Source organism: Microbulbifer sp. MI-G, assembly GCF_030440425.1.
Taxonomy (GTDB): Bacteria; Pseudomonadota; Gammaproteobacteria; order Pseudomonadales; family Cellvibrionaceae; genus Microbulbifer; species Microbulbifer spongiae.
In genome coordinates this window covers 300,779-323,129 of the sequence record NZ_CP098023.1, presented here as the reverse complement: position 1 = coordinate 323,129, position 22,351 = coordinate 300,779, and the positions used below count along the sequence as shown (strand labels likewise).

Below are 22,351 nucleotides of genomic sequence, written 5' to 3'. Positions count from 1 at the left end.
ATTTGAAAAATATTTGATACTCGAAAACTTTATGCGACGGATGAAAAATTCCTGTATTTTTTAATCTTTTATATCTAAGCCCAAAACGTCCGCAATAAACTGATTTTCAGACTTGTATCCGCGCGGGCCAAAATTACGGTGTCCTCCGTCACTATTCCAACCACCCAACACTCCAGCTACTGCTTCACCTTCAATATCCATCGTCTTTTCATAAGTATAATAAGAGTACGAATTCCCCTCTTTCTTAATCAGCGCAAAAAAGCAATTTGCCAAAGCTATTGGTTCTGGAAATTTAATGAGCACGGCATCCCTGTCATAGAGAGGCACAACAGTAACTTCACTGGCATAGTCACCATCCACAATCTCAGACGCCGCCTCAATCAATTGGCCAATCTGCCCATTATAGATATCAAAGAAAAAAGCGCCTTCGGATTCAAATACCCATTTGCTGATTAGCTTATGCTGAAAATAATATATTCTTTTGGATGCCGGCAGTTTCCCTTTTTCAACTGCGATCGGTTTGGAGGCATTACTTAATTCTGTTGTGGTGCAGCCACTCAAGATAATTATCAGGGTAAATATATAATTTTTTAAAGCCATTATTTTCATTAATAATTATCCGGAATTGCCTAACAAACACATGATTTTTGTATCATTATCCCGGACATTCCCCAAAAAGCAAAGACCTGCCAATCCAGAAAACAGCCTCTTTACATCATTTATCGACCATTTTTAGTGCTTTAGTGTCACCTGCAAGAAGCCATCACCCGCTGTCCCAGAATTCGAAGTATTCTGTAACCGCAAAATCTGAAATTCTTCAGGGTATATTGACAAAACGCTGCCGTTTTGCCGGTTTTTACAGGCGACAAATAGTAGGCATTGAAAGAAAGGCTGTTTGATATAAAAAATGAAATTGATCAGCTGCCGCTGTGATCGTTGTTCCCCTCCGCATCGCGTACAACCTCCGCCAATATCTTCACTGCCTGCCCCGGCTGTAAACGCTCGGCGCCACGCACGATGACCCGGTCACCACTGGCGAGATCGCCGTGCACGGCGATCCATTCGCCATCGCCACTGCCGATACGCACAGTCAGGCGTTCTGCCTTGTCATCCTTACCCACCCGGTAGACAAAGGTATCGCCATTGCGCAATACCAGCGCGTCCCGCGGTACGGCCAGGATTGCGCGCACCTCCGACAGGGGTACGGCTACCTGTACCGGCATACCCACAATCCAGTCCCACTGTTGCGACGCGCTCCGGGGCAGCTGTACCATCAGCTTGACCCGGCGGGAATTGTCGCTGGCCACGGGCACAAACTGCCGCACCTTGCCAGTGAATACCCGCGCCCTGGCGCGTTCCTCTTCTGAGCGGGATACCACATCGCTGCGCAGGGCAATGGTATCGCCGGCATTGATCAGCGGCAGCGCTGCCAGGGGAATATCTGCCTCCACTTCCAGTTGAGACATATCCAGCGCGCGCAACAGTTCGGAGCCGGTGCGCACATATTCCCCCGCCTGTAATTCCCGGCTTACCACCAAAGCGTCGAATGGTGCATCGATTGTGGTTTTGGAGCCTTCAAAGGCGCGCCTGTCCCGCTCGATCTGCGCGGCCAGCAGGTCCTGTGCCATGGCCTCGCGCTCGGCCTGCTGTTCCTCCAGCGCTGCACGGGAGGTGCTGTTGGTTTCCGCCAGCTTGCTCAGGCGTTGCAAGTGCGCATCCATATAGGTGAGACGGGCCTGTAACTGGGCGATGCGGCTCTCGCTGTTGCGCAACTGCAACCGCCAGTGCGTGGCCTCCAGCTGCGCCAGGCGCTCGCCCTTTTTTACCAGGCTGCCGGGCTCGGCCACAAACTCCAGCACACCATCCAACTGCGAAGAGATGCGCACATCGCGGCGGCTCACCACCTGGCCGGCAGACCATTGGCTCGGCGCCATCTCGCGCGTTTGCGCCCTGTCCACAGTGACCACCACAGCGCCGCGCTGGGCCAGCGCCGGGCCGGCTGCAAGCAGGGACAGAGCCACTGCGGCTAAAAACGGTTTCATCGGGAACTCCTCACGGCCAGTTTCATGCGCAGACGGGTGAATTGCGGCAGGGGCAGTTGTCCGATCTGCAACAGGGCCGGCAATAAAATCAGGGTAAACAGGGTGCTGACCGCCATACCGCCGACAATCACCGCGGCCAGGCCGCGGTAGATCACACTGCCCTCGCCGGGCGCGACCAACAAGGGCAGCATGCCGAATACGCTGGTCAGGGTACTCATAAAAATGGGACGCAGGCGCAAGCGCAGTGCCTGCTCCACCGCCGCCACACGGGTGGCGCCGTTATCTTCCGCGGCGCGTGTCTGGTGCACCAGCAGGATAGCGTTGTTGACCACCAGGCCCAGTAAAATCACAAAGCCGATCATGGTCAACAGATCCAATGGCTGGAAGCTCACCAGGTTCAGCAGTCGCAATGCCAGCACGCCGCCAACCGTGGCGAGAGGTACCGTTAGCAGTACCAGGCCGGCATCGCGCAGGGAGCGGAACAGTGCGCTCATCAACAGGAACAGGATCAGAAGCGCCAGGACAAAATTCTGCGAGAGAGACACCAGTGCCTTATCCAGGTCACTGGCGTTGCCGCCCACCAGGATGCTGCCATCAGCGGGCAGGGCTGCGCGAATCCGCGGCAGCACTTCCGCCTCCAGTTGTGCGCGCACCTCCTCCAGTGACACATCGTCCGGCGGTACGATATTCAAGGTTACGGTACGGCGGCCATCCACCCGGCGCAGACTGCCCGGGCCCACGGTGCGCTCCACGCTGGCGAGCTGGTTCAAAGCCACCACCTCACCGCGCGGGGTAACCAGCGGAGTGTTCTGTAACTGCTCCGGGGTACGCCAGGATTGTGCCTTGAAGATCACATCCAGGCGCCTCTCGCCATCGAAATACTCCCCCACATAGAGACCATTGCCGAGGGTTCGGATCAAACTGCCCATATCCTGGCGGTTCCAGCCCTGCTCCAGCATGGCGCGGTCATTGGGGCGCACCGTCAACTCCGGTTCCGACAGGGACAGACCCGGATTGGTCTGCACCGGCGTACCCGGCATGATCTCTTCCAACACCGCCACACCGCGGGTAGCAGCGCGCATCAGGCCATCTGCATCGCGGGACTGCAGATGCAGGGCGATGCGCCGGTCGCCGCCAAACTGGCCGAACAGGTTGCCGCGCGCGGCAAAGCCCTGGAAGTCGGGAATATCCACCAGGATTTCTTCGCGCAACAGGCGCTCCATCTCCTTGGCCTGCCCCAGATCCTGTACGCGCACCCCCATGGTGCCCCCGTTGGGCCAGGAAATAATGTAATAGTTCTTCAGGGCCGGTTCGCGCTCACCACGCATATAAGGCGCCATGCGCCGGTCCAGCTCATTGACAATTTCCCTTTCAATGGTTTGGGTATTGGTGGACGAAGGAAAATTCATCCACACATCCACCGCGTCCCGTTTGACCGGCGGCAGGTAATCCAGTTTGGGCAGCAGCAGGTAAGTGGCGGCAATAGGCACCATCAGGAAACCGCCGATTACCTGCCAGCGACGCCCGCGGGTGCTGGTCAGCGCCATTACCCGCGCGGTGATTTTTCCCCACACACGCGCCAGACGGTCCTCGCTGGCCACCGGTGGCAGCCACAGCTTGGCTGCGAGCGGCACTATGGCCACGGCCGCCAGCAGGGAGAACACTACAGCCACGGCGATGGTCAGAGCCAGGTCACCGAACACCTGCCCCTCGACACTGTCGAGGAAAAATACCGGCAGGAAGATCGCCACGGTCGTCGCCGTGCTGGCCAGCAGGGCACCCCACACCTGGGATGCGCCCTGTTCCGAGGCTTCCCGGGGCGCGAGCCCTTTTTCCCGCAGGCGCACAATATTTTCCAGCACAACAATAGCGGCATCGAGCACCATGCCGGTGGCAAAGGCGAGACCGGCTAGGGAAATCACATTCACACTGCGCCCGGCGGCAGATAGAATCACAAAGGTGGAGAGCAGCGAGATAGGGATGGTGGCGGCCACAATCAAGGTCGCGCCCATGCGCCGCATAAACCACCAGAGTACGCCCACTGCCAGCAGCACGCCCAGTACCAGATTGCCGCCGAGCAGGTTCAGGGCACGGTAGACAAAAACCGAGGCGTCGAAGGACTGCACCAGTACCAGCTGCTCGGCCTTCAACTTGGTGGTATTCAGCTCGGCGACTTTCTGTTTTACCCGCTCCAGGGTAGCGAGCATATTGGCGTCATTGGTGCGATTGATTCGCATGGACACCGCCGGGTTGCCGTTTTGTGTGGTCACCCCGCGGGATTCGGACTGGCCCACGTGCACTTCGGCGATATCGCCGAGACGCACCGGCTGGCCATCGCGCCACTCCAGCACCAGTTCGGATAACTCATCGGGCTGGTACTCGCCCACAAAACGCAGGGTATAGCGGCGTCGCCCCACATCCGTAAAGCCACCGGAGACATCCCGCGCAGAGGCCAGCTGGCGGCTGATCGCCGGTAACTGGATACCCAGTTCCGCCGCTTTCCAGGGATCGAAAATCACCTGTAATTCTTCCTGCGCAGCACGGCCGGACTGGGCCTGTACACTGGCAACGCCGGGTACGGACTCCAGTTCCGGGCGCAACATATCCTCGATCAGGCCGGCGTAATCATCCAGGTGATTGGGATTGCCGGGCAGTTTCTGCAAAAAGAAGTAGGTGAGCGCGGTGGCATCGCCCCCCCAGCCACCGAGCATCACCCGCGGCGGCTCCGCATCCCGCGGCAGCGGTGGCAGGCTGCTCATGCGGTTGATTACATCAATCAGCACCTTGTCCATATCGGTGCTCATGCTGAATTCCAGGTTTACCGAGGCACCACCCCGACCGGCGTTCACCTGCATCCTCTCCAGGCCGGCGAGGCCCTGCAGTACCGATTCTATCGGCTCGACAATTTCCGCCTCCACTTCCTTGGGCGCCGCGGCGCGCCAGCTGGCCTGGATGGTAATACGCGGATTTTCAATATCGGGGAAAAGTTGCACCGGCAGGCGGCCGGCGAGAAAGACACCCAGCAAGACGGCCAATACGACGGCCACACCGGCGGCGGCGGGATTGTTCAGCGCAGCCCTCGTCAGTGCCATTCCTGTGACCCTTTTTTGTTATTGGCCGCAAAGGCTAATGCGTGAATAAGTGCAGACAAGGGCTTTGCGGCTAATCGCCCGGAATTATCGGTCAAGTCATCGATAACATGGTGACTGCACTGCGCCTGGGCTACAAAAAGTGCTGCACCTTGCTTTTATAACTGCGACTCATTTTCAGGCACTCACCATTCTCCAGGACCAGATGGTATTCACCGTTAATGTGTGCGCGAATTTCCCGCACGCGGCTCAGGTTTACAATCGTGGAGCGGTGGATACGCTGGAACCATGTTGGGTCCAGCTGCTGTTCCAGTTCTTTCATGGTAATGCGCATCACGTGGGTTTCACCGCAAGCGTGCACGCACATGTAGTCCCCGGCGGCATCAATCCAGTCGATCTCGCGCGCCGGCACCAGGGTGATCTTGCCGGAATCCTTCACCGCGATCTTATCCGGATAGGCGCTGCCGGCGATCTGACCACTCGCCAGCTTCTGCTCCAGCACTTCGGGAGATTGCCTGGTCAAATCCGCCACCGCCTCCAGCAGCTGCTCGCGCTGCTGGGCGATATCCGCCGTGGCAATTTTTTCCTGCACGCGGCTCAGTGCCAATTCCAGGCGCTCCTCCTCAATGGGTTTTAACACATAGTCCACAGCATTGATTTCGAAGGCCTTCACCGCATACTGATCGTAAGCGGTCACGAACACCACCTGCGGCAGCTGTTCCATGGGAATCTGCTGCACCAGCTGCAAACCGTTGATCCCCGGCATCTGAATATCCACAAAAGCCACATCCGGTTTCAGTGTGAGGATCTGCTCCAGGGCCTCGCGCCCATTGCTACACTCAGCGATCACCTCTACACCGGGCATCTGCGCCAGGCGCAGGCGCAACCCGCGCCGCGCCAGGGGCTCGTCGTCGACAATAATTGCGCTCAGGCTTTCATCAGCTGCACTCATCTCACTATTCCTGTTCATAGGGGATGCGTATATTCACCGACAGACCGCCTCCGGGCTGGTTGCCGAAACGCACTCTCTGATCGTCTCCATACAGTGCCCGCAGGCGCTCACAGGTGTTGCGAATACCCACGCCACCGCCCTTGCCGGTCCGGCGCAGTGCCTCCTCCGACATACCGGGGCCATTGTCGCTGACTTCCAGTAATAGCTCCCCGGCAAAAACCCGCGCTTTGATACTGATCTCACCGCCCCACTCCAGCTGCGAAATCCCGTACTTGATCGCGTTTTCCACCAATGGCTGCAGCAGCAGACTCGGCACCAGGGCGCGGGGCGATTCCCCCTGCAACTCCAGGCGCACACCCAAGCGGTCGCCAAAGCGCACCTTTTCGATATCCAGGTAGAGCATCAGCGCCTCTACTTCCTTGGCCAGGGTAACCTTCTGCATAGGGTCATTGTCCAGGGAGTGGCGCAGAAACTGGGACAGGCGCGTCACCATCGTGTTGGCGGTGCGCCCTTCGCTATCGAGGATCAGTGTGGAAATGGCGTTCAGGGTGTTAAACAGAAAATGGGGATTCAACTGGTAGCGCAGCATTTTCAACTGGGCCTGGTGCGCCATCGCCTCCGCGCGCAGGGCCTTGGCCTGCTGGGTCTGGGAAGCACGGTAATACTTGATGCCGTAATAGAGTGCCGCCCAGGTAGTGAGAATCAGGACCGAATAGGAAAACCAATAGGTGGCCAGCACCGCCGGATGCTCTTCACTCTTATTGCCATACAGCCACAGGGAACCCGTGAACTTGATCGCCGCCCACACCGCCGCCACCACCAGCACTAGTAGCAGAGAGCCCAGAAAGCGGGTGGTCGGTGGCCTGCTCCAGAGACGCCGGAAACCCGCGTGCATGGCCTCGCTCAGGAGCACCCCGGTGACCGTGGCTACAGCGATATATCCCGTGTGTAACCAGTGGTCCTGAACCCAGAAAAAGCTGCCCACAAACGTCAGCAGGGTATAGCCGCCCCAACCGCTGAACTGCAGGGCCCAGTACTTGGACCGGTGGCTGGACAGGCACTGTGAAAGCCACTGGAATGCTTTGTTTCCCATAATCTCCCGCTGGCATGAAAAAAGACGTCGATTTGACACCGTAGTATAGGTTCATACTAAATGGCACTGATCGCCGGCGAAACACCACCCGGCGCAGCACAGGGACAAACTGCCGCATGGCATTCTGGCTATTCAAATCCGAACCCGACGAATACAGCCTGCAGGACCTCGCCGCCGAGCCAGGTGGCTGCGGCCGCTGGGATGGTATTCGTAACTACCAGGCTCGCAACTTTTTGCGTGACCAGGTCTCACCAGGCGATGAAGTGCTGTTTTACCACAGCGCCTGCAAGGTACCCGCGGTGGTAGGCACCGCCGAGGTGACCCGCGCTGCCTATCCGGACCCGGCCCAGTTCGACCCGGACAGTCAATACTTCGATCCCAAGGCAAGCGCGGATGAGCCGCGCTGGCACTGCGTCGATTTAAGCTGGCGCAGTGAATTTGCACGGCCGGTTCCCCTGGCTGAAATCAAGCAGACCTCTGAACTTGAAAACATGATGCTGGTTAAGCAGGGACGATTATCAATACAACCTGTGGCGGTCGAGGAGTGGCACACCATAGTGCGCTTGGGGGAAAGGTAACCGGGACCGATACAAGGCCCCGGTTTTATAGAAGAAGCAGAGTCTTAACAGGCTATGACTTTTTATCTTGCGAAGCACTGCGTCCAACGCTATACCAATTCAGCTTGCGGGTGAGCACCATGGTGCAGCCGAGAACCCCGAACACCAACAGCGATCCCATTAATAAGGCATAGTCCTCGGCGCTGAGCAATCCGTAAAGAAGGCCGTAAAGCGCTGCCAGCAGCAAGGCAAAGCCCAACCCCCGGCGCCAGCTGTGCAGTACTGAGCTGGTATAGAAGCCAATCAGTCCCACACATGCCGCTGCCGACAATACATAGGCTTTTGCAAAAGCGATATGCTCAGACAGTGACAGTAACAGCAGGTAAAACAAGGCTAATGCCAACCCCACCAGCGCATACTGTACCGGGTGTACCGCCAGGCGCTTGAGGATTTCAAACAAGAAGAAGGTGGCGAATGTCAGGGCTAAAAACAACAGTGCGTACTTGATCGCGCGATCAGTTTTCAGGTATTGATTCACCGGATCAAGGAAGCTGACTCCAAAGCTGCGTTGTAACAGCGCTTGACACTCACTGCTATAACCACACTGCTGCAACACCTCCTCCAGGTTGGTGGCGAAGAAGCTGGTCTGCCACTCTGCGGTAAAACCGCTTGTATCCACCTGGCGACGATTGGGCAAAAATTCTCCGAAGAAGCTTGGATGGGGCCAGTCGCCACTCAGCATCACCTGGCTGTCGCGGCCAACCGGGACCAAGCGCAGATGCTCTGTGCCCTGCAGTTTCAGGTCGAAAGCAAACTCCAGAGGTTGCCCTCCCTCGCGATCCAATGCTGGCAGCTTTGCATGTATCCCGCTACCAACAATCGGTGCCCCGCTACCCGGCGCAAATGGCAGGGTCTGGCCATTCAGTTGCAGCTGTAAACCATTGCGAATACCCCGGATATCACTGATCCCCACGGAAAGGAACGGAACCCCGAGCCGATATGTATCCAAATCATCTCCCAACCCCAACCGCGGCGGTATCTGAAACATACCGCTCACTTTGCTATCGCTGTGGTAGAGAAGCGCTTCATAAATACCCCTGGCGCGACGCTCGGTAGTCATATCAGCATCAAAAGCAAAACGCTCGGGCAGGAAATACAGGTGTCCACTCACCTCGCGCTCCTCTTCGTAGCGCTTGCCGGTTTGCTCATTGGTCTTCCACTGCTTAACGGTTTTTACGTAAGGCTGCACCAGAATGGGCCCGAGGATCTGCTGGCTGTAACTGGAGCTGCGTGCAATATCCTGCAGCACACCCCGCTGGTATTGCTGTCGCTCATCGATCATTCCCCCAATCATATGCAGGGGTATCAGTAGCAGCAGAATGAGAAGGGCGATTGCACCCAATTTAAAAGCCAGGACCCGGTTCATGCTTCAGACCTCACTGTCGAATTTCGATACAGTAAGTCTGAAGAGTGAATATGGGATGCTTGTGGAGAGAGCATGGAGACTGTATGGCGATTGTGTGTAAACCAGTAGGCACCTGCACTCAGGCACTCGGCAGATTCAGGCGCACCTCCACACCGCCTTCCACATTGCTGACAGACAGAGCACCACCATGCAGCCCGGCCACCTCCTGCACAAAGTTGAGGCCAAGACCGGTACTTTTACGCCCGCTGCCTGGCCGGGGTAAGGAGTAGAAGCGCTCGGTCAAACGCTCCAGAGCGTAGTCGGGAATCGCCTCTCCCTGATTGAACAGGCACAATTCGATATGCGCCTGTTTGCGCTTGGCGGTAAAGCGAATCAACCCCTCTTGCGGGGTGAAATCCAGGGCATTATCCAGTAAGTTGGCCAGTGCCTGGCGCAACAGGAAACGCTCTCCATAAAGCTCTAATGCGTGATCAAATACAACCTCAAGCTTCAACCCTGCAGCAGTAATACGCGATTGCTGGGCTTCTAACAACTCCTCCAGCAAAAAGGCCAGTGGCACCGCTTCCTGTTCCTCCAGGCCGTGGCGTTGCTCCACTTGGGCCAGGTGCAAAAGCCGCTCGCTCAACTGCTGCAGGCGCCCGGCTTCCTGCTGGATATTGCTTACAAAGCGCTGCCGCTGCGCCTTTGGCATTTCTCCATCCAGTAATTCAGCAGCACCGCGAATGGCTGCCAAAGGACTTTTTAATTCATGGGTCAGGGTATGCACATAGCGCTCCACATAATCCTTGCCCTCGAGCTCAACGCGCATATGCTCAACCGCACTGGCCAGCTGCCCCAGTTCGCCACCGGGTAGCCGCGGCAGCTCGGCGCGACGACCCGCACTGACAGCCTGTGCATAGCGGGTCAGTTTACCCAGGGCGCTGCTGAGCCACCAGGACAGCAGCGCGCCGACCAGCAGACCGAGGGCGATCAATCCCACACCAAACCAGCGCAGGCGCCGCTGCGATCGCTCGATATAGGGTTGCAGGGTGCGGTTGGGCTTGGCTACCGAGACGACACCGATGATCTGCTCGCCATCAAGGATCGGGGCTGCCACATACATCACCGAGGATTCCGGATTATCCGGGTCTTCGCGGGTAGTGCGCGCGCCATAGTCTCCGCGCAGGGTCAGGTAAACATCGTTCCAGCGCGAGTAGTCCTGGCCCAGCGCCCGGCCGCTGGAATCCAGCAGGACCCTGCCGGAAGCATCGGTGACATAGATGCGGTGGTTGACGGCGCGCTTGGTCAATCCCCAGATATTCGCCTGCGGCTGGCGCCGGCCATAGGCTTCGAGCAACTCGGGCAAATGGCTCTGGGCCAGGTGACCGGCCTTGACCTCCTCGCGCAGAATCTCCGCCAACAGGTTGGCGGTGTCCACCAGGGTTTCCTCGGTGGACTGGCGCACACCGGGTCGGATTTCATCTGTCACGGTACTCAGCACGAACCAGCCGGCCAGGCCAACGAACAGGAAATAGACCGCAAAGATGCGGATGCCCAGTGGCATCTCAGCGCGCCGGGGAACAACTGTAACCCAGTCCGCGGTGCGTCTGGATCGGTTTGGCAACAGGGGACACCACCCGCAATTTGGCGCGTAATCCCTTGATATGGCTGTCGATATTGCGCTCGTAACCGGCCTCCGCAGCCACCCCCAGGGCGTCCAGCAGTTGCTCGCGGGAGAATACCCGCCCGGGTTGGCCCAGCAGGGTCTCGAGCAGGCGGAATTCGTGGCGGGTCAGGGGCAGCAACTGGCCATGGAAATGAATCTGGTAGCACAGCAGATCGATGCGAAACGGCCCCAGGGGCACCTCCGCAGTGGGCTTGTCGGTGTGCGGTGCCATGCGCCTGAGGATGACCTTGACCCGCGCCGCCAGCTCGCGCGGACTGAAGGGCTTTACCACATAGTCGTCGGCGCCGATCTCCAGACCCACCACCCGGTCTATCTCCGCGTTGCGTGCGGTGAGAAAGATAACCGGCACCTCGGAAAAACGTCGCAGGCGCTTGCAGGCCTCAAAGCCGCTGATATCCGGCAGCCCGACATCCAGGATGACCAGGTCAAACGGTTCGCGCTCGAGCAGCGCCAGCGCTTCAGCGGCCACGGTCAGCCAGTGGGTGGCAAAGCCCTCGGCCTGCAGGGCGTAAATCAGGGTGTCGGCGATTGCGGCTTCGTCTTCGACGATCAGTATTTTTGACATGGGACCCCGCGCTCAAACACTCCCGGTTTTTTACAGGCGCTGTACCCCCTCACCTGGCGCACAGTACCCAGGGTCACACCCAATCCCAAAGCCGTACCCCGGGCACCTCACACAAAGTCTGCAATGTCTTCCAGCGGCTTCTTGTCGATTGCCGGCACCTCGGCCCCCTCCGCCGGCAGCCCGGCCACCAGCAGCATATAGGGCTTTTCCGTGGCGGGGCGGGCGAGGATATCATTGAGAAACTTCATCGGGCTGGGAGTGTGGGTCAAGGTGGCCACGCCGGCATCGTGCAGGGCCGCAATTAACATCCCTGTGGCAATACCCACCGATTCCGCCGTGTAATAGTTCTTCCGGCGCGCACCGCAAGCATCACTGGAAAACTTTTTCAGGAATATCGCAATCAGGTAGGGGGCTGACTCCAGGAAAGGTTTGTGGGCATCGGTACCCAGGGGCTCCAGGGCATTGAGCCACTCCTCCGAGGCGCGGCGCTGGTAGAACTCGCGCTCCTCCTCCTCCGCGGCCAGGCGGATACGGCGCTTGATGTCGGCGCTCTCCACCACCACGAAGTGCCAGGGCTGCATATTGGCACCACTGGGCGCGCTGCCCGCCGCACACAACGCATGCTCAATCACGGCACGGGGCACCGGCCTGCTGGAGAAATCCCGCACCGAGCGACGCCGGCGCATCAATTGGTAAAACGCAGCGGCACGGCGGCACATTTCCGCTTCATCCAGTTGCGTGAAATCCAATGGCCGAAAGGATTTTTCTGTACTCATAGGCCCCCCTAAACAACACCCTTGGCGCGGGCGATCAACAGGCTGAGCAGGGACAGCAGTGTCAATACCACCAGGATAACCAACAGCAGCAGCCAGGGGCGAAACGGGCGGCGATCAACCCGGTTGACGCCGCTGTTGAGGTACTGCTCAACCCGGGCCTGGTCCTCGTCGGACAGCTTTTTCGGTGGAGTATCGGACATGGGTACTTTCCCGCATTCTTATTGCGCCCCGATTGTAGGGGAAAGCCACCGGCGACTCTAGCAAAAAGCCCCGCGTTGCGGGGCGTTCCGGCCGGCGTTTGGCAGCACCTAGAACAGCGCCTCCTCCATATCCATCAGGGCTGCGCTGCCGGCATTGACGCTGGCAGCCAAACCCTGGGTACGCGGTAGCAGGCGGGCAAAATAGAAGCGCGCGGTTTTCACCTGGGCGCGGTAAAAACTGTCCTCCTCCTGCCTGGCCTGCGCCACGGAAACCACTTTCGCCCACATAAAGGCGTAGGCCACATAGCCGAACAGGTGCAGGTATTCCACCGAAGCCGCACCCGGTGCGCAGGGGTCTTCCCGGGTGGCCGCAATCATGTTCCCGGTGGCTTCACGCAGGCGCTGCAACGCCGCCGCAAGGGGCTGGATAAACTCCGCCATTGCCTCGCAATCCACCTCGCTATCGATAAAATTCTGCACATCCGTCGCAAACACCTCGAACAGCGCGCCGCCATTGGCAACGGTCTTGCGGCCCACCAGGTCCAGGGCCTGGATGCCGTTGGTGCCCTCGTAGATCTGGGTAATACGCACATCGCGCACCAGTTGCTCCTGGCCCCACTCGCGGATATAGCCATGGCCGCCCAGCACCTGCTGGCCGAGCACGGTGCAGTCGAGACCCATATCGGTGGTAAAGGCTTTGGCTACCGGCGTCAGCAGGGCCACCATGGCCTCGGCATTTTTTCTGGCGTCACCCTCGCCAAACTTGGCGATGTCCAGCCACTGGGCCACATAGGTGGAGAGGGCGCGACCGCCACCCACCAGGGCTTTCTGGGTCAGCAGCATCCGGCGCACATCCGGGTGCACAATAATCGGATCAGCCACTTGCCCGGGTTGTTGGGCACCGGCGGGCGAGCGGCTCTGGATACGCTCGCGGGCATACGCCAGGGCATTCTGGTAGGAGCGCTCAGAGGCACCGAGCCCCTGGATACCCACCCCCAGGCGCTCGTAGTTCATCATGGTGAACATGGCCGCGAGCCCCTTGTTCACCTCGCCCACCAGCCAGCCCTGGGCGCCATCGAAGTTCATCGCGCAGGTGGCGGAGGCTTTGATGCCCATCTTGTGCTCGATAGAGCCGCAACGCACATTGTTGCTCCCACCGACGCTGCCATCCTCGTTCACTGTGTATTTCGGCACCAGAAAAAGGGAGATGCCTCTGGGGCCCTTGGGCGCGTCCGGCAGCTTGGCCAGCACCAGGTGAATAATATTTTCGGACAGATCCTGGTCGCCGCCGGTAATAAAAATCTTGCTGCCGGTTATGCAATAGCTGCCATCCTCGCAGGGCTCGGCCCTGGTGCGGATAATACCCAGGTCGGTGCCCGCGTGGGGCTCGGTCAGGTCCATAGCACCGGCCCAGGTGCCCTCGTACATCCTGGGCAGATATTTCCGCTTCAGCGTTTCGCTGGCATGGGCGTCGATCGCCAGGCAGGCGCCATTGGTCAATACCGGGTAGAGGGCAAAGGAGATATTCGCCGCATTGAGCATTTCCTCGACCTGGGCACCCAGCATCTTCGGCATCCCCATGCCGCCGTATTCGGGATTGCCCAGCAGTGCGCCCCAGCCACCCGCGCAAAACGTGGCATAGGCCTCCTTAAAGCCCGCCGGTGTGGTCACCTCACCATCACGCCAGTGGCAACCCTCCTCGTCGCCGCTGCGGTTGATCGGGTCCAGGGTATTGGCGGCCAGCTTGGCCATTTCCTCGAGAATCGCGTCGGCGGTCTCGCGATCCACGACCCCGGACAGTTGGGGCAGTTCCGCCCAGAGTTTTTCCGCGGCAAATACCTCGTGCAACAGGAAGTGCATCTCCCGCAGTGGTGCCTTGTAGTCGGCCATGCTCCCGGTCCTCATTCCAGTGTTTCAAACGCTTGTTTGAATCTAGGTCTGCAGGCGTTCAAAGTCAACCGGTTTGGAATCCCGCGAGCCCCTGTGGAGCCGTGGATCAGGCGGGCAGCAGCGGGCGGATATCCAGATGTCGGGCCGCCTCGCGGTAATCCCGTGTCTCGCTGTGGGGCACCACGCCGAGCAGGGACGCCGGCAGCAGCGCTTCCAGAGTGGCGAGGTTCTCCTCTGCGCGTGCCATCCCCTCGCGGGCAAAGTTGGCCACCCAGCCAGCCAGCGGCAGGCCGTCGCGGCAGATGGCTTCGGCGCTCAGCAGGGCGTGGTTGATGCAGCCGAGCCGCATCCCCACCACCAGGATCACCGGGGTATTCAACTCCCGTGGCAGCTGCGACAGGAGGACCCTGGGCCCCAGCGGCGTGCGCCAGCCACCGGCGCCCTCGATCAGTACCAGGTCGGCACCGGCGGACATCACACCGCGACAGATGCCGGCCATACGCGACACGCTCAACTGCTTGCCCGCTTCAATGGCGGCAATATGAGGGGCGATGGGGGGTTCCAGGGCAAATGGATTCACCTGCTGGTAGTCCAGTTCCAGGGTCATGGCCCCCTGCAGCAGCAAGGCATCTCCGTTGCGCAGTCCAGCTTCGGTACGCGCGCAGCCAGAGGCCACGGGCTTTACCGCCGCGGTCTGAAGGCCCGCATTCGCGGCTGCGGTGAGCAGGGCTGCGCTCACAAAGGTCTTGCCCACTTCGGTATCGGTACCGGCAACAAAATAGGTTCTGCCCAAGGCCTTCGCCTCCCCTGACCAAGAATATGCACATTTTTTCTTATAGTGGCTTTTCACGCCACCAACTTGATGGTAATTTATCCATGTAGCGCAAATTTTGAACAATTCAAACCGGGTACTGATAACAAAGACACGGGGTTGCGCTGACAAAATAACCCCCTTTTAAATGGGGAAACTGTTCTGCAGGGACGCGGTAACTCCAGAAATAACTGAAAATACTCAAACAGCTTAAGACCATGCGATACCTGACCATTGCCCTGCTGCTGGCGGTGCCCCTGCTCGCCTCAGCGAAAGTGACCCCTGTCGACCATGTTGTAGTGTACAAATCCAAGAAGCTGATGCAGCTGATGCGCAACGGCCGGGTGGTGAAAAGCTACACCGTTTCCTTCGGCGATAACCCCAGGGGACACAAGGTCCGCCAGGGGGATGAGCGCACCCCCGAGGGCCGCTACACCCTGGACTGGAAGAACCCCAACAGCCGCTTTTACCGCTCCATCCACGTGTCTTACCCGAATAAACAGGACCGCGCACGCGCAGCCAGGCTGGGGGTCAACCCCGGCGGCGATATCATGGTCCACGGCATCAAACCGGAGTGGTCCCATATGGAGAGACACCTGCGCCGCAACAACTGGACCGACGGCTGTATCGCAGTGGCCTCGAACCGGGAGATGGACGAGATCTGGGCCCTGGTCAAGACACCCACGCCCATCGATATCTACCCCTGATCGCCCCCCCGCGCAAGCTTCAGGTAAATGACCTCGTAGCTCACCGGCAGCCCCCGGGGCTGCCTGAGGCTCTCATAGGCCACACCCAGGCGCTGCAGTCTGGCGCGCCCGGTCATTCCCCGCCTGGCGGCGCGGTTGATATTGTGCGCCCCCACCCCTTTCAACTCCTGCATCAGCCGGCGCAGGCTGTCGAAGTACAACAGGCGCTGCTCCCGCCGCACCTCTCCCTGCAACCCGCCATGCCGCACGGCATCGCGCCAATCGGCCAGGGGCAGAAAGCGGTTGACGTGTACACCGGTGTCCACCCGGGCCCAACTATTGCGCAGTTCCGCCAGGGTGCCGGGTCCCAGCGTGGCCACCAGGCAATGGCCCTGCGGCGCCAGCACTCTGCCGAATTCCGCAAACAACTGCGGCAGCCGGTAGCACCATTGCAGCGCCAAACTGGAAAACACCAGATCCACACTGCCGTCTGCAAGGGGCAGCTGCTCCGCATCCGCGGCGATATAACCGCCCGCGTGCGGCCGCTCACTGCGCGCGAAGCGCAGCATGGCCTCGGCCAGATCCAAAGCGACAATATGTGCTTGCGGAAAGTGCTGGCGCAACAGTGTGGTGCCAAAACCAGTACCACTGCCCAAATCGACAATGGTGCGCGGCACCCAGTGATACTCTGCCATGTTCGCCAGCTGGCGGCACACCGCCCGCTGCAGGTGGGCACAATCGTCATAGCTGCCGGCGGCACGACCGAAAGAGCGCGCCACCGCGGACTTGTCGAAGGGCGCCGCTCCCGGGGCACCAGGAGAAGACAGGCCATGCACAAACTGCCGCAACTGCCCGGCCACCTGGCCCGGCTGCGACAGGTGCGGCTTGTGACCGCAACCCGCCATTACCACCACCGGGGCACCACTGGCCCGGATTTCCTCCACCGCCGCTCGGGGCACCAGGGCATCATTCCTGCCAAACAGGTACAGGGCCGGAATTGCCAGGTCCTGCAATAGCGCGCGATTATCCAGTTCGGCCAGGCAATCCAGGGACTGCAACCAGGCCTCCGGGTGGATATCGGGCCTGCGCCCCCTGAGGTGTTTGAGCAGGGCGCGCATGGCTTTGTCACCCTGGGACTGCAGGCCACAAAAGCGCTCCCAGGTGCCGTGGGGGTCTCGCTCAAAGGCCGCGCGAAAACTCTCAAAGGTACACCGCGGCATACCCGGCCAGTTATCCCGCGCCACGAAACAGGCATTGGCAGAGATAGTGATCATCCCGCGGATTTTTTTCTGTCCCGGCCTGGCTGCCAAGCGCAAAGCCAGCATACCGCCGAGGGAATGTCCCACCAACACACAGTTTCGTGGCAGTGACTGGTAGAGCTGTTGTAAAAGGGCTTCCTCCTGCGGCCAGGGCTCGGCACTGCGCTCGCCAAAACCCGGCAGGCCGATACAGTAAAGGGGCAGCTCCAGCTGTTCGCGCACAGCCGCAAGCAGCGGCTGCCACGGATGCGAATCCCCATCCCAGCCGTGCAGAAACACCAGGTTTTCAACCTGGCTCACCGGCACACCGCGTGATTTTCCCGCAGCACTGCGCTAAGGGCATCGAGTAGCGCATCAATCTGGCAGTGGCTGTGGCAGGCACTCAGGGTAATACGCAGGCGGGCGGTGCCCGCGGGCACCGTGGGCGGGCGTATGGCACCCACCATAAAACCGCGCCGTTCCAACGCCGCTGACACCGTCATAACGGTTTCTGCACAGCCGATCGGCAGTGGCTGGATAGCGCCGGGAGCGTCTGTCAGGGGTAACTGCTGCTGGGCGGCACGCCGGCGGAAATACGCAATATTTTCCTCCAGTCGCCGGGCCAGTTGGGGCTCGCTGCGCATCAGATCAATGGCGGCGACACAACCGGCGGCCACCGCCGGCGGCATGCCGGTGGTATAGATATAGGGGCGGGCAAACTGCACCAGGTAATCAATCAGTGTGCGGGAACCGGCCACAAAGGCCCCGGCATTACCGGCGGCCTTGCCCAGGGTGCCCATAATGGCCTGCACTTCAGACTGGCCGAGGCCCACCGCAGCGCAGCTGCCCGCCAGGGGCCATTGTTCACTGCCCATCACCCCGAATCCGTGCGCTTCATCCACCATCAACCAGGCACCATATGCCCGGCACAGGCCGGCAATTTCCGCCATTGGCGCGAGGTCGCCATCCATGCTGTACACACCATCCACCGCCACCAGGGTATTGCCACCGCGCCCGGCGGCGCGCTGTAACTGGCGATGCAGTCCCTCCAGGTCATTGTGTGGAAAACGCAGGCTGTAGGCACCGCACAGGCGCGCACCATCAATCAGGGAAGCGTGGTTGAACTTGTCGGAAATGATATTATCGGCGCGCCCCAACAGTGCACAGAGTGTACCCAGGTTGGCCATATAGCCACTGGAAAACACCAGCGCCGCCTCGCGCCCGGTGACTTCGGCGAGTTTGTGTTGCAACTGCTGGTGGATCTGCAAGTGGCCGTTGACCAGGTGGGAAGCGGTGGCGCCGGTGCCCAGTTCGGCACCGGTCTGCTGGGCACGGATAACTTCGGGACGGGTTGCCAGCCCCAGGTAATCGTTACTGCAGAAGGCGAGCAGTTCGCGACCATTCACCCTGGCCAGGGGGCCCGGCACCGAATCCAGGGTTTTGACTTCCCGATAGAGATTGTGCCGGCACCGCGCATCGAGACGCTGGCGCAGGGTTTGATCCAGGGTCATTTAGCCGCGTCGTAGAAAAACGCATCATGTTGCCGCTCGCTGATTTGAGCACTCAACTCCGCTTCCACCTCAGACTCATCGCTGTACTGACGGTATTCCTCCGGCTGAATTCCCAGGCGGCTGAACAGCTGCATATCCCTGTTGGCTTCGGGGTTGGCGGTGGTCAGCAGTTTTTCCCCATAGAAAATAGAGTTGGCTCCGGCCAGGAAGGCCATTGACTGCATCTCGTCGCTCATCTGTTCGCGTCCCGCCGACAGGCGCACATGGGACCTTGGCATCATGATTCTGGCCACGGCGATACAGCGAATAAACTCGAAGGGGTCCAGGTCTTTCTGTTTTTCCAGGGGGGTACCGGCCACCCGTACCAGCATATTGATCGGCACCGACTCCGGGTGTTCGGGCAGGTTGGCCAGCTGCATCAGCAGACCGGCGCGATCCCTGTCGCCCTCGCCCATGCCGACAATACCACCGGCACAGACTTTCATACCGGCTGCGCGCACCCGGCCCAGGGTCTCCAGACGATCCCGATAGGTGCGGGTGGTGATGATCTCGCCATAATATTCTGGCGAGGTATCCAGATTGTGGTTGTAGTAATCCAGTCCTGCATCGGCCAGTGCCTGGGCCTGCTCATCGCTCAGCATACCCAGGGTCATACAGGTTTCCATACCCAGCGCTTTCACATCGCGCACCATCTGAGTGATATAGGGCATGTCTTTTTTCTTGGGCGAACGCCAGGCTGCACCCATGCAAAAGCGGGTGGCACCACCGGCCTTGGCCGCGCGGGCCTCTTCCAGCACCTTCTCCACCTGCATCAGCGTTTCCCGCGCAAGGCCGGTATCGTAGCGGGCACTTTGCGGGCAGTAGGCGCAGTCTTCCGGGCAGGCGCCGGTCTTGATGGAACAGAGGGTGCTCACCTGCACCCGGTTGGCATCAAAGTGTACCCTGTGCACCTGCTGAGCGGTGAACATCAGATCGCTAAACGGCATCGCGAACAGATCCAGAACCTGCTGACGGGTCCAATCGTGGCGAATCTCGGCGGCGGGCATTTGCTGAGCGGCGGTCACAGGGCTTACTCTCTCTGTTGCTGGCATGATGTGTGCTGGTGCGATCCGCACGGGACCGGTCGGCAGGCTCTAATGCCACTGGCGCACACGACCGGACAAGCTGGCCAGTTTAGCCGCGGCCCAATCGCTGTCAACTCAATTGCCTGATTATGGTTTACCACTCTTTATCCGCTCTGCTCTCACACAACCTGGCACAGTGCCTGTTGTGTGGAGACAGAGCGGGTGAGAGCGGCCTCTGCACGCCCTGTGCAGCGGAGCTGCCCCGGCTGGGCAATGCCTGTGAAACCTGTGCCCAGCCCCTGCCCTCCGCCGCACGGTATTGCCCCGACTGCCTCCGGCAGCCGCCCCATCTCTCGGGCGTGCGGGCGGCCTGGCAGTACGCCTATCCTGTGAACCAACTGATCCAGCGCTTTAAATACCGCGGCGATCTGGCCGCCGGCCACAGCCTCGTGCAACTGGCGGCACAGGTGATGGAGCCCGCAGCTGAGCGCCCGGACCTGCTCGCCCCTATCCCCCTGCACTGGCGTCGCTACTGGCGGCGGGGATACAACCAGGCGCAGCTGATTGCCGCGGGGCTGGGGCGGCACTGGCAATTGCCGGTACGCCCGCGCCTGCTGCGCAAGGTTGTCGCCACCCAGACCCAGTCGCAGTTGCGGCGCCCCCAGCGCCTGCGCAATTTGCTGCAGAGTTTCGCCCTGCGCGAAAATGTCGGGGGCTGCCATGTGGGGCTGGTGGACGATGTACTGACCACCGGCGCCACCCTGGAGGCAGCGGCACAAAAACTGCTGCTTGCCGGGGCTGGGAAGGTCAGCGCCTTCGTTTTGGCCAGAACACCCTGACTCTTCGGCGCGACCACAGATGGACCCGCCCTGCTATTGGCGCAAAAATAAACTGTCTTGTTCAACTGGTGCCTCGGGGCCAGTCGAAACAACACTGCTAAGGTTCTATTCAGTGAGTAATTGCCCGCATGCCGCCTGGTGTGGGCCGGGGATTCAGCGATGAGTGCATACAAATTGCCAGAGGGCATAGTCATCAGCGGCACAGGCCTGTGGACCCCACCGGAAGCGATCAGCAACGAAGAACTGGTGGATGCCTATAACACCTACGCCCGACACTACAACCGCGTGAACGCGCAAGAGATCGACGCCGGGGCGATGCAGCCAAAGCCCCAGTCCTCGGCGGCATTTATTGAAAACGCCTCCGGCATCAAGAGCCGCTACGTGGTCACCCGTGAAGGTATCCTCGATCCGGAGCGCATGCGTCCCTTTATTCCCGAGCGCAAGGACGACGAGCTGTGTGTACAGGCCGAAATGGGTGTCAATGCCGCCAGGCTGGCGCTGGCAAAAGCCGGCAAGCACGCCTCCGATGTGGATATGGTGATTGTCGGTGCCTCCTATATGCAGCGCGCCTACCCGGCCATTGCGATAGAAATCCAGGGTGCGCTCGGCATCGACGGCTTTGCCTTCGATATGGAAGTGGCCTGCTCCTCCGCCACCTTTTCCCTGCAGCGCGCCGTGGACGCAATCAGCTCCGGCGCCGCGCATACGGCACTGGTGATCAACGCCGAGCTGGCCTCGCCGCAGGTGGATTTCACCGACCGCGACAGCCACTTTATTTTTGGTGACGTGGCGGTTGCCAGTGTGGTGGAGCGCCGCGAGACCTGCGCCGTGGACAGTGCCTGGGAGGTGCTGGGCACCAAGGCGAAAACCCTTTACTCCAACAATATCCGCTCGAATTTCGGCTATACGGCGCGCGCCGCCGATGTCGACCCCTTTGGACCCGACAAACTGTTCCGCCAGAACGGACGTAAAGTCTTCAAAGAAGTCTGCCCAATGGCTGCGGCGCATATCGAAAAACACCTGGGCGAAACCGGCACAGATCCGCGGGAAGTAAGCCGCTACTGGCTGCACCAGGCCAATATCAATATGAACAACCTGATTACCAAGAAGTTAATGGGCGACGATGCCAGCGTAGAACGCGCCCCAGTGGTATTGGACCGCTATGCCAACACAGCCAGTGCCGGTTCAGTGATTGCCTTCAACCTGTACAGTGATGACCTGACACCGGGTGAGCGCGGCATTATCTGCTCATTTGGTGCCGGCTACTCAATTGGCAGCCTGGTAGTGGAGAAAGTCGCTGTCTGATTGACGACCGAGCCCGGGATTGATTGATGGCGCTGCAGCCAGAGAGCCCTTCCGCTCTTCCTGCACTTTAGCATTGCCACAGAGCGGCATTAGCAATAAAAAAACCGCGCTTGATGCATTTGTTGACACTACGCATTCTGCAATGCCTGGCGGATAAACGGCCACTTTTTCTCGGTATAGGCTTCGCGGTCTTCTTTGTGGGTGGCTGCCAGTTTGCGTTTCAGCTGTGCATATTGGATTGCCACGTCCCGGTTGGAGCGCAACAAGTCACGGAATTGGATGCGTTCCCGCCACAGCGGGCTCTCAAAGGGGATTAAATGGAGGTGATGGGTGCGGAAGGTATCAGACGGTTTGCAAAACCAGTGCATGACCTCCGCTTTGTAGGGCCAGTATTGATAACCGGACTCCACAAGCACATCGATAGCGGGTGCTGAGCCCGCCAGTGACCTGACACCAAACATGATATCGACCACAGGTTTAGCTACCATTCCCGGAACAGCCGTGCTCCCCACATGCTCAATACCGCCGTGATTCCACTCCCCGGCTATGGCCATCAAGTGTCGCTTTTCCCGCTCGAATATTGAAGCCCAGGATGCATCGTATGCTTTGAGTATTACCGGTGCTGTCATCTGTCTTTACTT

General features: G+C 59.7%; 20 protein-coding genes. 4 read left to right on the top strand and 16 right to left on the bottom strand.

Translation table 11 applies throughout. From position 1 onward, the window contains the following. Positions 1 to 60: 60 nt before the first annotated feature. From M8T91_RS01390 to M8T91_RS01370, 5 genes are all read right to left on the bottom strand, one after another. Positions 61 to 609 carry a hypothetical protein gene (locus M8T91_RS01390; RefSeq protein WP_301416100.1) on the bottom strand — a complete coding sequence of 183 codons (549 nt, stop codon included), beginning with the start codon at positions 607 to 609 and terminating at the stop codon, positions 61 to 63. Positions 610 to 917: 308 nt separating this feature from the next. Further along, entirely contained in the window at positions 918 to 2,042 is a 1,125-nt protein-coding gene (locus M8T91_RS01385) for an efflux RND transporter periplasmic adaptor subunit (protein ID WP_301416098.1), read from the bottom strand. Then, positions 2,039 to 5,134: an efflux RND transporter permease subunit gene (locus tag M8T91_RS01380; RefSeq protein ID WP_301416095.1), complete on the bottom strand. Its 3,096-nt coding sequence runs from the start codon at positions 5,132 to 5,134 to the stop codon at positions 2,039 to 2,041. The genes M8T91_RS01385 and M8T91_RS01380 overlap by 4 nt, the downstream gene beginning before the upstream one ends. Positions 5,135 to 5,264: 130 nt before the next feature. Further along, the gene (locus M8T91_RS01375; protein ID WP_301416093.1) at positions 5,265 to 6,083 is read right to left on the bottom strand and encodes a LytR/AlgR family response regulator transcription factor; all 819 of its coding nucleotides are present in this window, start codon (positions 6,081 to 6,083) and stop codon (positions 5,265 to 5,267) included. A gap of 4 nt (positions 6,084 to 6,087) precedes the next feature. Then, complete coding sequence (locus M8T91_RS01370) at positions 6,088 to 7,176, bottom strand: sensor histidine kinase (protein ID WP_301416091.1); 1,089 nt, start codon at positions 7,174 to 7,176, stop codon at positions 6,088 to 6,090. A 116-nt stretch (positions 7,177 to 7,292) separates the two neighbouring features. On the opposite strand from M8T91_RS01370, the gene M8T91_RS01365 reads away from it, so the two are divergent. Next, positions 7,293 to 7,754: an EVE domain-containing protein gene (locus M8T91_RS01365; protein ID WP_301416089.1), complete on the top strand. Its 462-nt coding sequence runs from the start codon at positions 7,293 to 7,295 to the stop codon at positions 7,752 to 7,754. A 52-nt stretch (positions 7,755 to 7,806) separates the two neighbouring features. On the opposite strand, the gene creD is transcribed toward M8T91_RS01365, so the two are convergent. From creD to bioD, 7 genes are all read right to left on the bottom strand, one after another. Beyond that, positions 7,807 to 9,159 carry a cell envelope integrity protein CreD gene (gene creD / locus M8T91_RS01360; protein ID WP_301416087.1) on the bottom strand — a complete coding sequence of 451 codons (1,353 nt, stop codon included), beginning with the start codon at positions 9,157 to 9,159 and terminating at the stop codon, positions 7,807 to 7,809. Positions 9,160 to 9,277: 118 nt separating this feature from the next. Continuing rightward, positions 9,278 to 10,702, bottom strand: coding sequence for a two-component system sensor histidine kinase CreC (creC, locus tag M8T91_RS01355; RefSeq protein ID WP_301416085.1), 1,425 nt, complete (start codon positions 10,700 to 10,702; stop codon positions 9,278 to 9,280). A 1-nt stretch (position 10,703) separates the two neighbouring features. After that, the gene (creB, locus tag M8T91_RS01350; protein WP_301416083.1) at positions 10,704 to 11,390 is read right to left on the bottom strand and encodes a two-component system response regulator CreB; all 687 of its coding nucleotides are present in this window, start codon (positions 11,388 to 11,390) and stop codon (positions 10,704 to 10,706) included. Between the two features lie 107 nt (positions 11,391 to 11,497). After that, complete coding sequence (locus M8T91_RS01345; RefSeq protein WP_301416081.1) at positions 11,498 to 12,166, bottom strand: nitroreductase family protein; 669 nt, start codon at positions 12,164 to 12,166, stop codon at positions 11,498 to 11,500. 8 nt (positions 12,167 to 12,174) lie between these two features. After that, on the bottom strand, positions 12,175 to 12,366 hold the full coding sequence (locus M8T91_RS01340) for a DUF3094 family protein (protein WP_301416079.1): 192 nt from the start codon (positions 12,364 to 12,366) through the stop codon (positions 12,175 to 12,177). A gap of 108 nt (positions 12,367 to 12,474) precedes the next feature. Beyond that, the gene (locus tag M8T91_RS01335; RefSeq protein WP_301416078.1) at positions 12,475 to 14,256 is read right to left on the bottom strand and encodes an acyl-CoA dehydrogenase C-terminal domain-containing protein; all 1,782 of its coding nucleotides are present in this window, start codon (positions 14,254 to 14,256) and stop codon (positions 12,475 to 12,477) included. A gap of 106 nt (positions 14,257 to 14,362) precedes the next feature. Beyond that, a complete protein-coding gene (gene bioD / locus M8T91_RS01330) occupies positions 14,363 to 15,049 on the bottom strand; it encodes a dethiobiotin synthase (RefSeq protein WP_301416076.1) in 687 nt (228 codons plus the stop codon). 236 nt (positions 15,050 to 15,285) lie between these two features. On the opposite strand from bioD, the gene M8T91_RS01325 reads away from it, so the two are divergent. Next, positions 15,286 to 15,774, top strand: a complete 489-nt coding sequence (locus M8T91_RS01325) for a L,D-transpeptidase family protein (protein ID WP_301416074.1) — start codon at positions 15,286 to 15,288, stop codon at positions 15,772 to 15,774. Here M8T91_RS01325 and bioC read toward each other — a convergent pair. From bioC to bioB, 3 genes are read right to left on the bottom strand one after another with little or no spacing between them, the layout of a single operon-like run. Beyond that, positions 15,765 to 17,312 (bottom strand): malonyl-ACP O-methyltransferase BioC, encoded by a 1,548-nt coding sequence (gene bioC / locus M8T91_RS01320; RefSeq protein WP_301416071.1) that lies wholly within the window; start codon positions 17,310 to 17,312, stop codon positions 15,765 to 15,767. The genes M8T91_RS01325 and bioC overlap by 10 nt on opposite strands. Then, positions 17,309 to 18,502, bottom strand: coding sequence for an 8-amino-7-oxononanoate synthase (gene bioF, locus M8T91_RS01315; RefSeq protein WP_301416069.1), 1,194 nt, complete (start codon positions 18,500 to 18,502; stop codon positions 17,309 to 17,311). Before bioF ends, bioC begins: the two co-directional genes overlap by 4 nt. Beyond that, complete coding sequence (gene bioB, locus M8T91_RS01310; RefSeq protein WP_301418981.1) at positions 18,499 to 19,548, bottom strand: biotin synthase BioB; 1,050 nt, start codon at positions 19,546 to 19,548, stop codon at positions 18,499 to 18,501. Before bioB ends, bioF begins: the two co-directional genes overlap by 4 nt. 167 nt (positions 19,549 to 19,715) lie before the next feature. Here bioB and M8T91_RS01305 point away from each other — a divergent pair, with 167 nt between their 5' ends. After that, on the top strand, positions 19,716 to 20,405 hold the full coding sequence (locus tag M8T91_RS01305; protein WP_301416067.1) for a ComFC family protein: 690 nt from the start codon (positions 19,716 to 19,718) through the stop codon (positions 20,403 to 20,405). A 159-nt stretch (positions 20,406 to 20,564) separates the two neighbouring features. Next, complete coding sequence (locus M8T91_RS01300; protein WP_301416065.1) at positions 20,565 to 21,710, top strand: beta-ketoacyl-ACP synthase III; 1,146 nt, start codon at positions 20,565 to 20,567, stop codon at positions 21,708 to 21,710. 128 nt (positions 21,711 to 21,838) lie between these two features. Here M8T91_RS01300 and M8T91_RS01295 read toward each other — a convergent pair whose 3' ends face one another. Further along, positions 21,839 to 22,339, bottom strand: a complete 501-nt coding sequence (locus M8T91_RS01295; RefSeq protein ID WP_301416063.1) for a GrpB family protein — start codon at positions 22,337 to 22,339, stop codon at positions 21,839 to 21,841. Between the last annotated feature and the right edge of the window lie 12 nt (positions 22,340 to 22,351).

Coding starts and splice junctions, on each gene's coding strand:
- M8T91_RS01390 (WP_301416100.1), bottom strand. CDS start 609: ATGAAAATAATGGCTTTAAAAAATTATATATTTACCCTGATAATTATC.
- M8T91_RS01385 (WP_301416098.1), bottom strand. CDS start 2,042: ATGAAACCGTTTTTAGCCGCAGTGGCTCTGTCCCTGCTTGCAGCCGGC.
- M8T91_RS01380 (WP_301416095.1), bottom strand. CDS start 5,134: ATGGCACTGACGAGGGCTGCGCTGAACAATCCCGCCGCCGCCGGTGTG.
- M8T91_RS01375 (WP_301416093.1), bottom strand. CDS start 6,083: ATGAGTGCAGCTGATGAAAGCCTGAGCGCAATTATTGTCGACGACGAG.
- M8T91_RS01370 (WP_301416091.1), bottom strand. CDS start 7,176: ATGGGAAACAAAGCATTCCAGTGGCTTTCACAGTGCCTGTCCAGCCAC.
- M8T91_RS01365 (WP_301416089.1), top strand. CDS start 7,293: ATGGCATTCTGGCTATTCAAATCCGAACCCGACGAATACAGCCTGCAG.
- creD (WP_301416087.1), bottom strand. CDS start 9,159: ATGAACCGGGTCCTGGCTTTTAAATTGGGTGCAATCGCCCTTCTCATT.
- creC (WP_301416085.1), bottom strand. CDS start 10,702: ATGCCACTGGGCATCCGCATCTTTGCGGTCTATTTCCTGTTCGTTGGC.
- creB (WP_301416083.1), bottom strand. CDS start 11,390: ATGTCAAAAATACTGATCGTCGAAGACGAAGCCGCAATCGCCGACACC.
- M8T91_RS01345 (WP_301416081.1), bottom strand. CDS start 12,166: ATGAGTACAGAAAAATCCTTTCGGCCATTGGATTTCACGCAACTGGAT.
- M8T91_RS01340 (WP_301416079.1), bottom strand. CDS start 12,366: ATGTCCGATACTCCACCGAAAAAGCTGTCCGACGAGGACCAGGCCCGG.
- M8T91_RS01335 (WP_301416078.1), bottom strand. CDS start 14,256: ATGGCCGACTACAAGGCACCACTGCGGGAGATGCACTTCCTGTTGCAC.
- M8T91_RS01325 (WP_301416074.1), top strand. CDS start 15,286: ATGCGATACCTGACCATTGCCCTGCTGCTGGCGGTGCCCCTGCTCGCC.
- bioF (WP_301416069.1), bottom strand. CDS start 18,502: ATGACCCTGGATCAAACCCTGCGCCAGCGTCTCGATGCGCGGTGCCGG.
- bioB (WP_301418981.1), bottom strand. CDS start 19,548: ATGCCCGCCGCCGAGATTCGCCACGATTGGACCCGTCAGCAGGTTCTG.
- M8T91_RS01305 (WP_301416067.1), top strand. CDS start 19,716: ATGGTTTACCACTCTTTATCCGCTCTGCTCTCACACAACCTGGCACAG.
- M8T91_RS01300 (WP_301416065.1), top strand. CDS start 20,565: ATGAGTGCATACAAATTGCCAGAGGGCATAGTCATCAGCGGCACAGGC.
- M8T91_RS01295 (WP_301416063.1), bottom strand. CDS start 22,339: ATGACAGCACCGGTAATACTCAAAGCATACGATGCATCCTGGGCTTCA.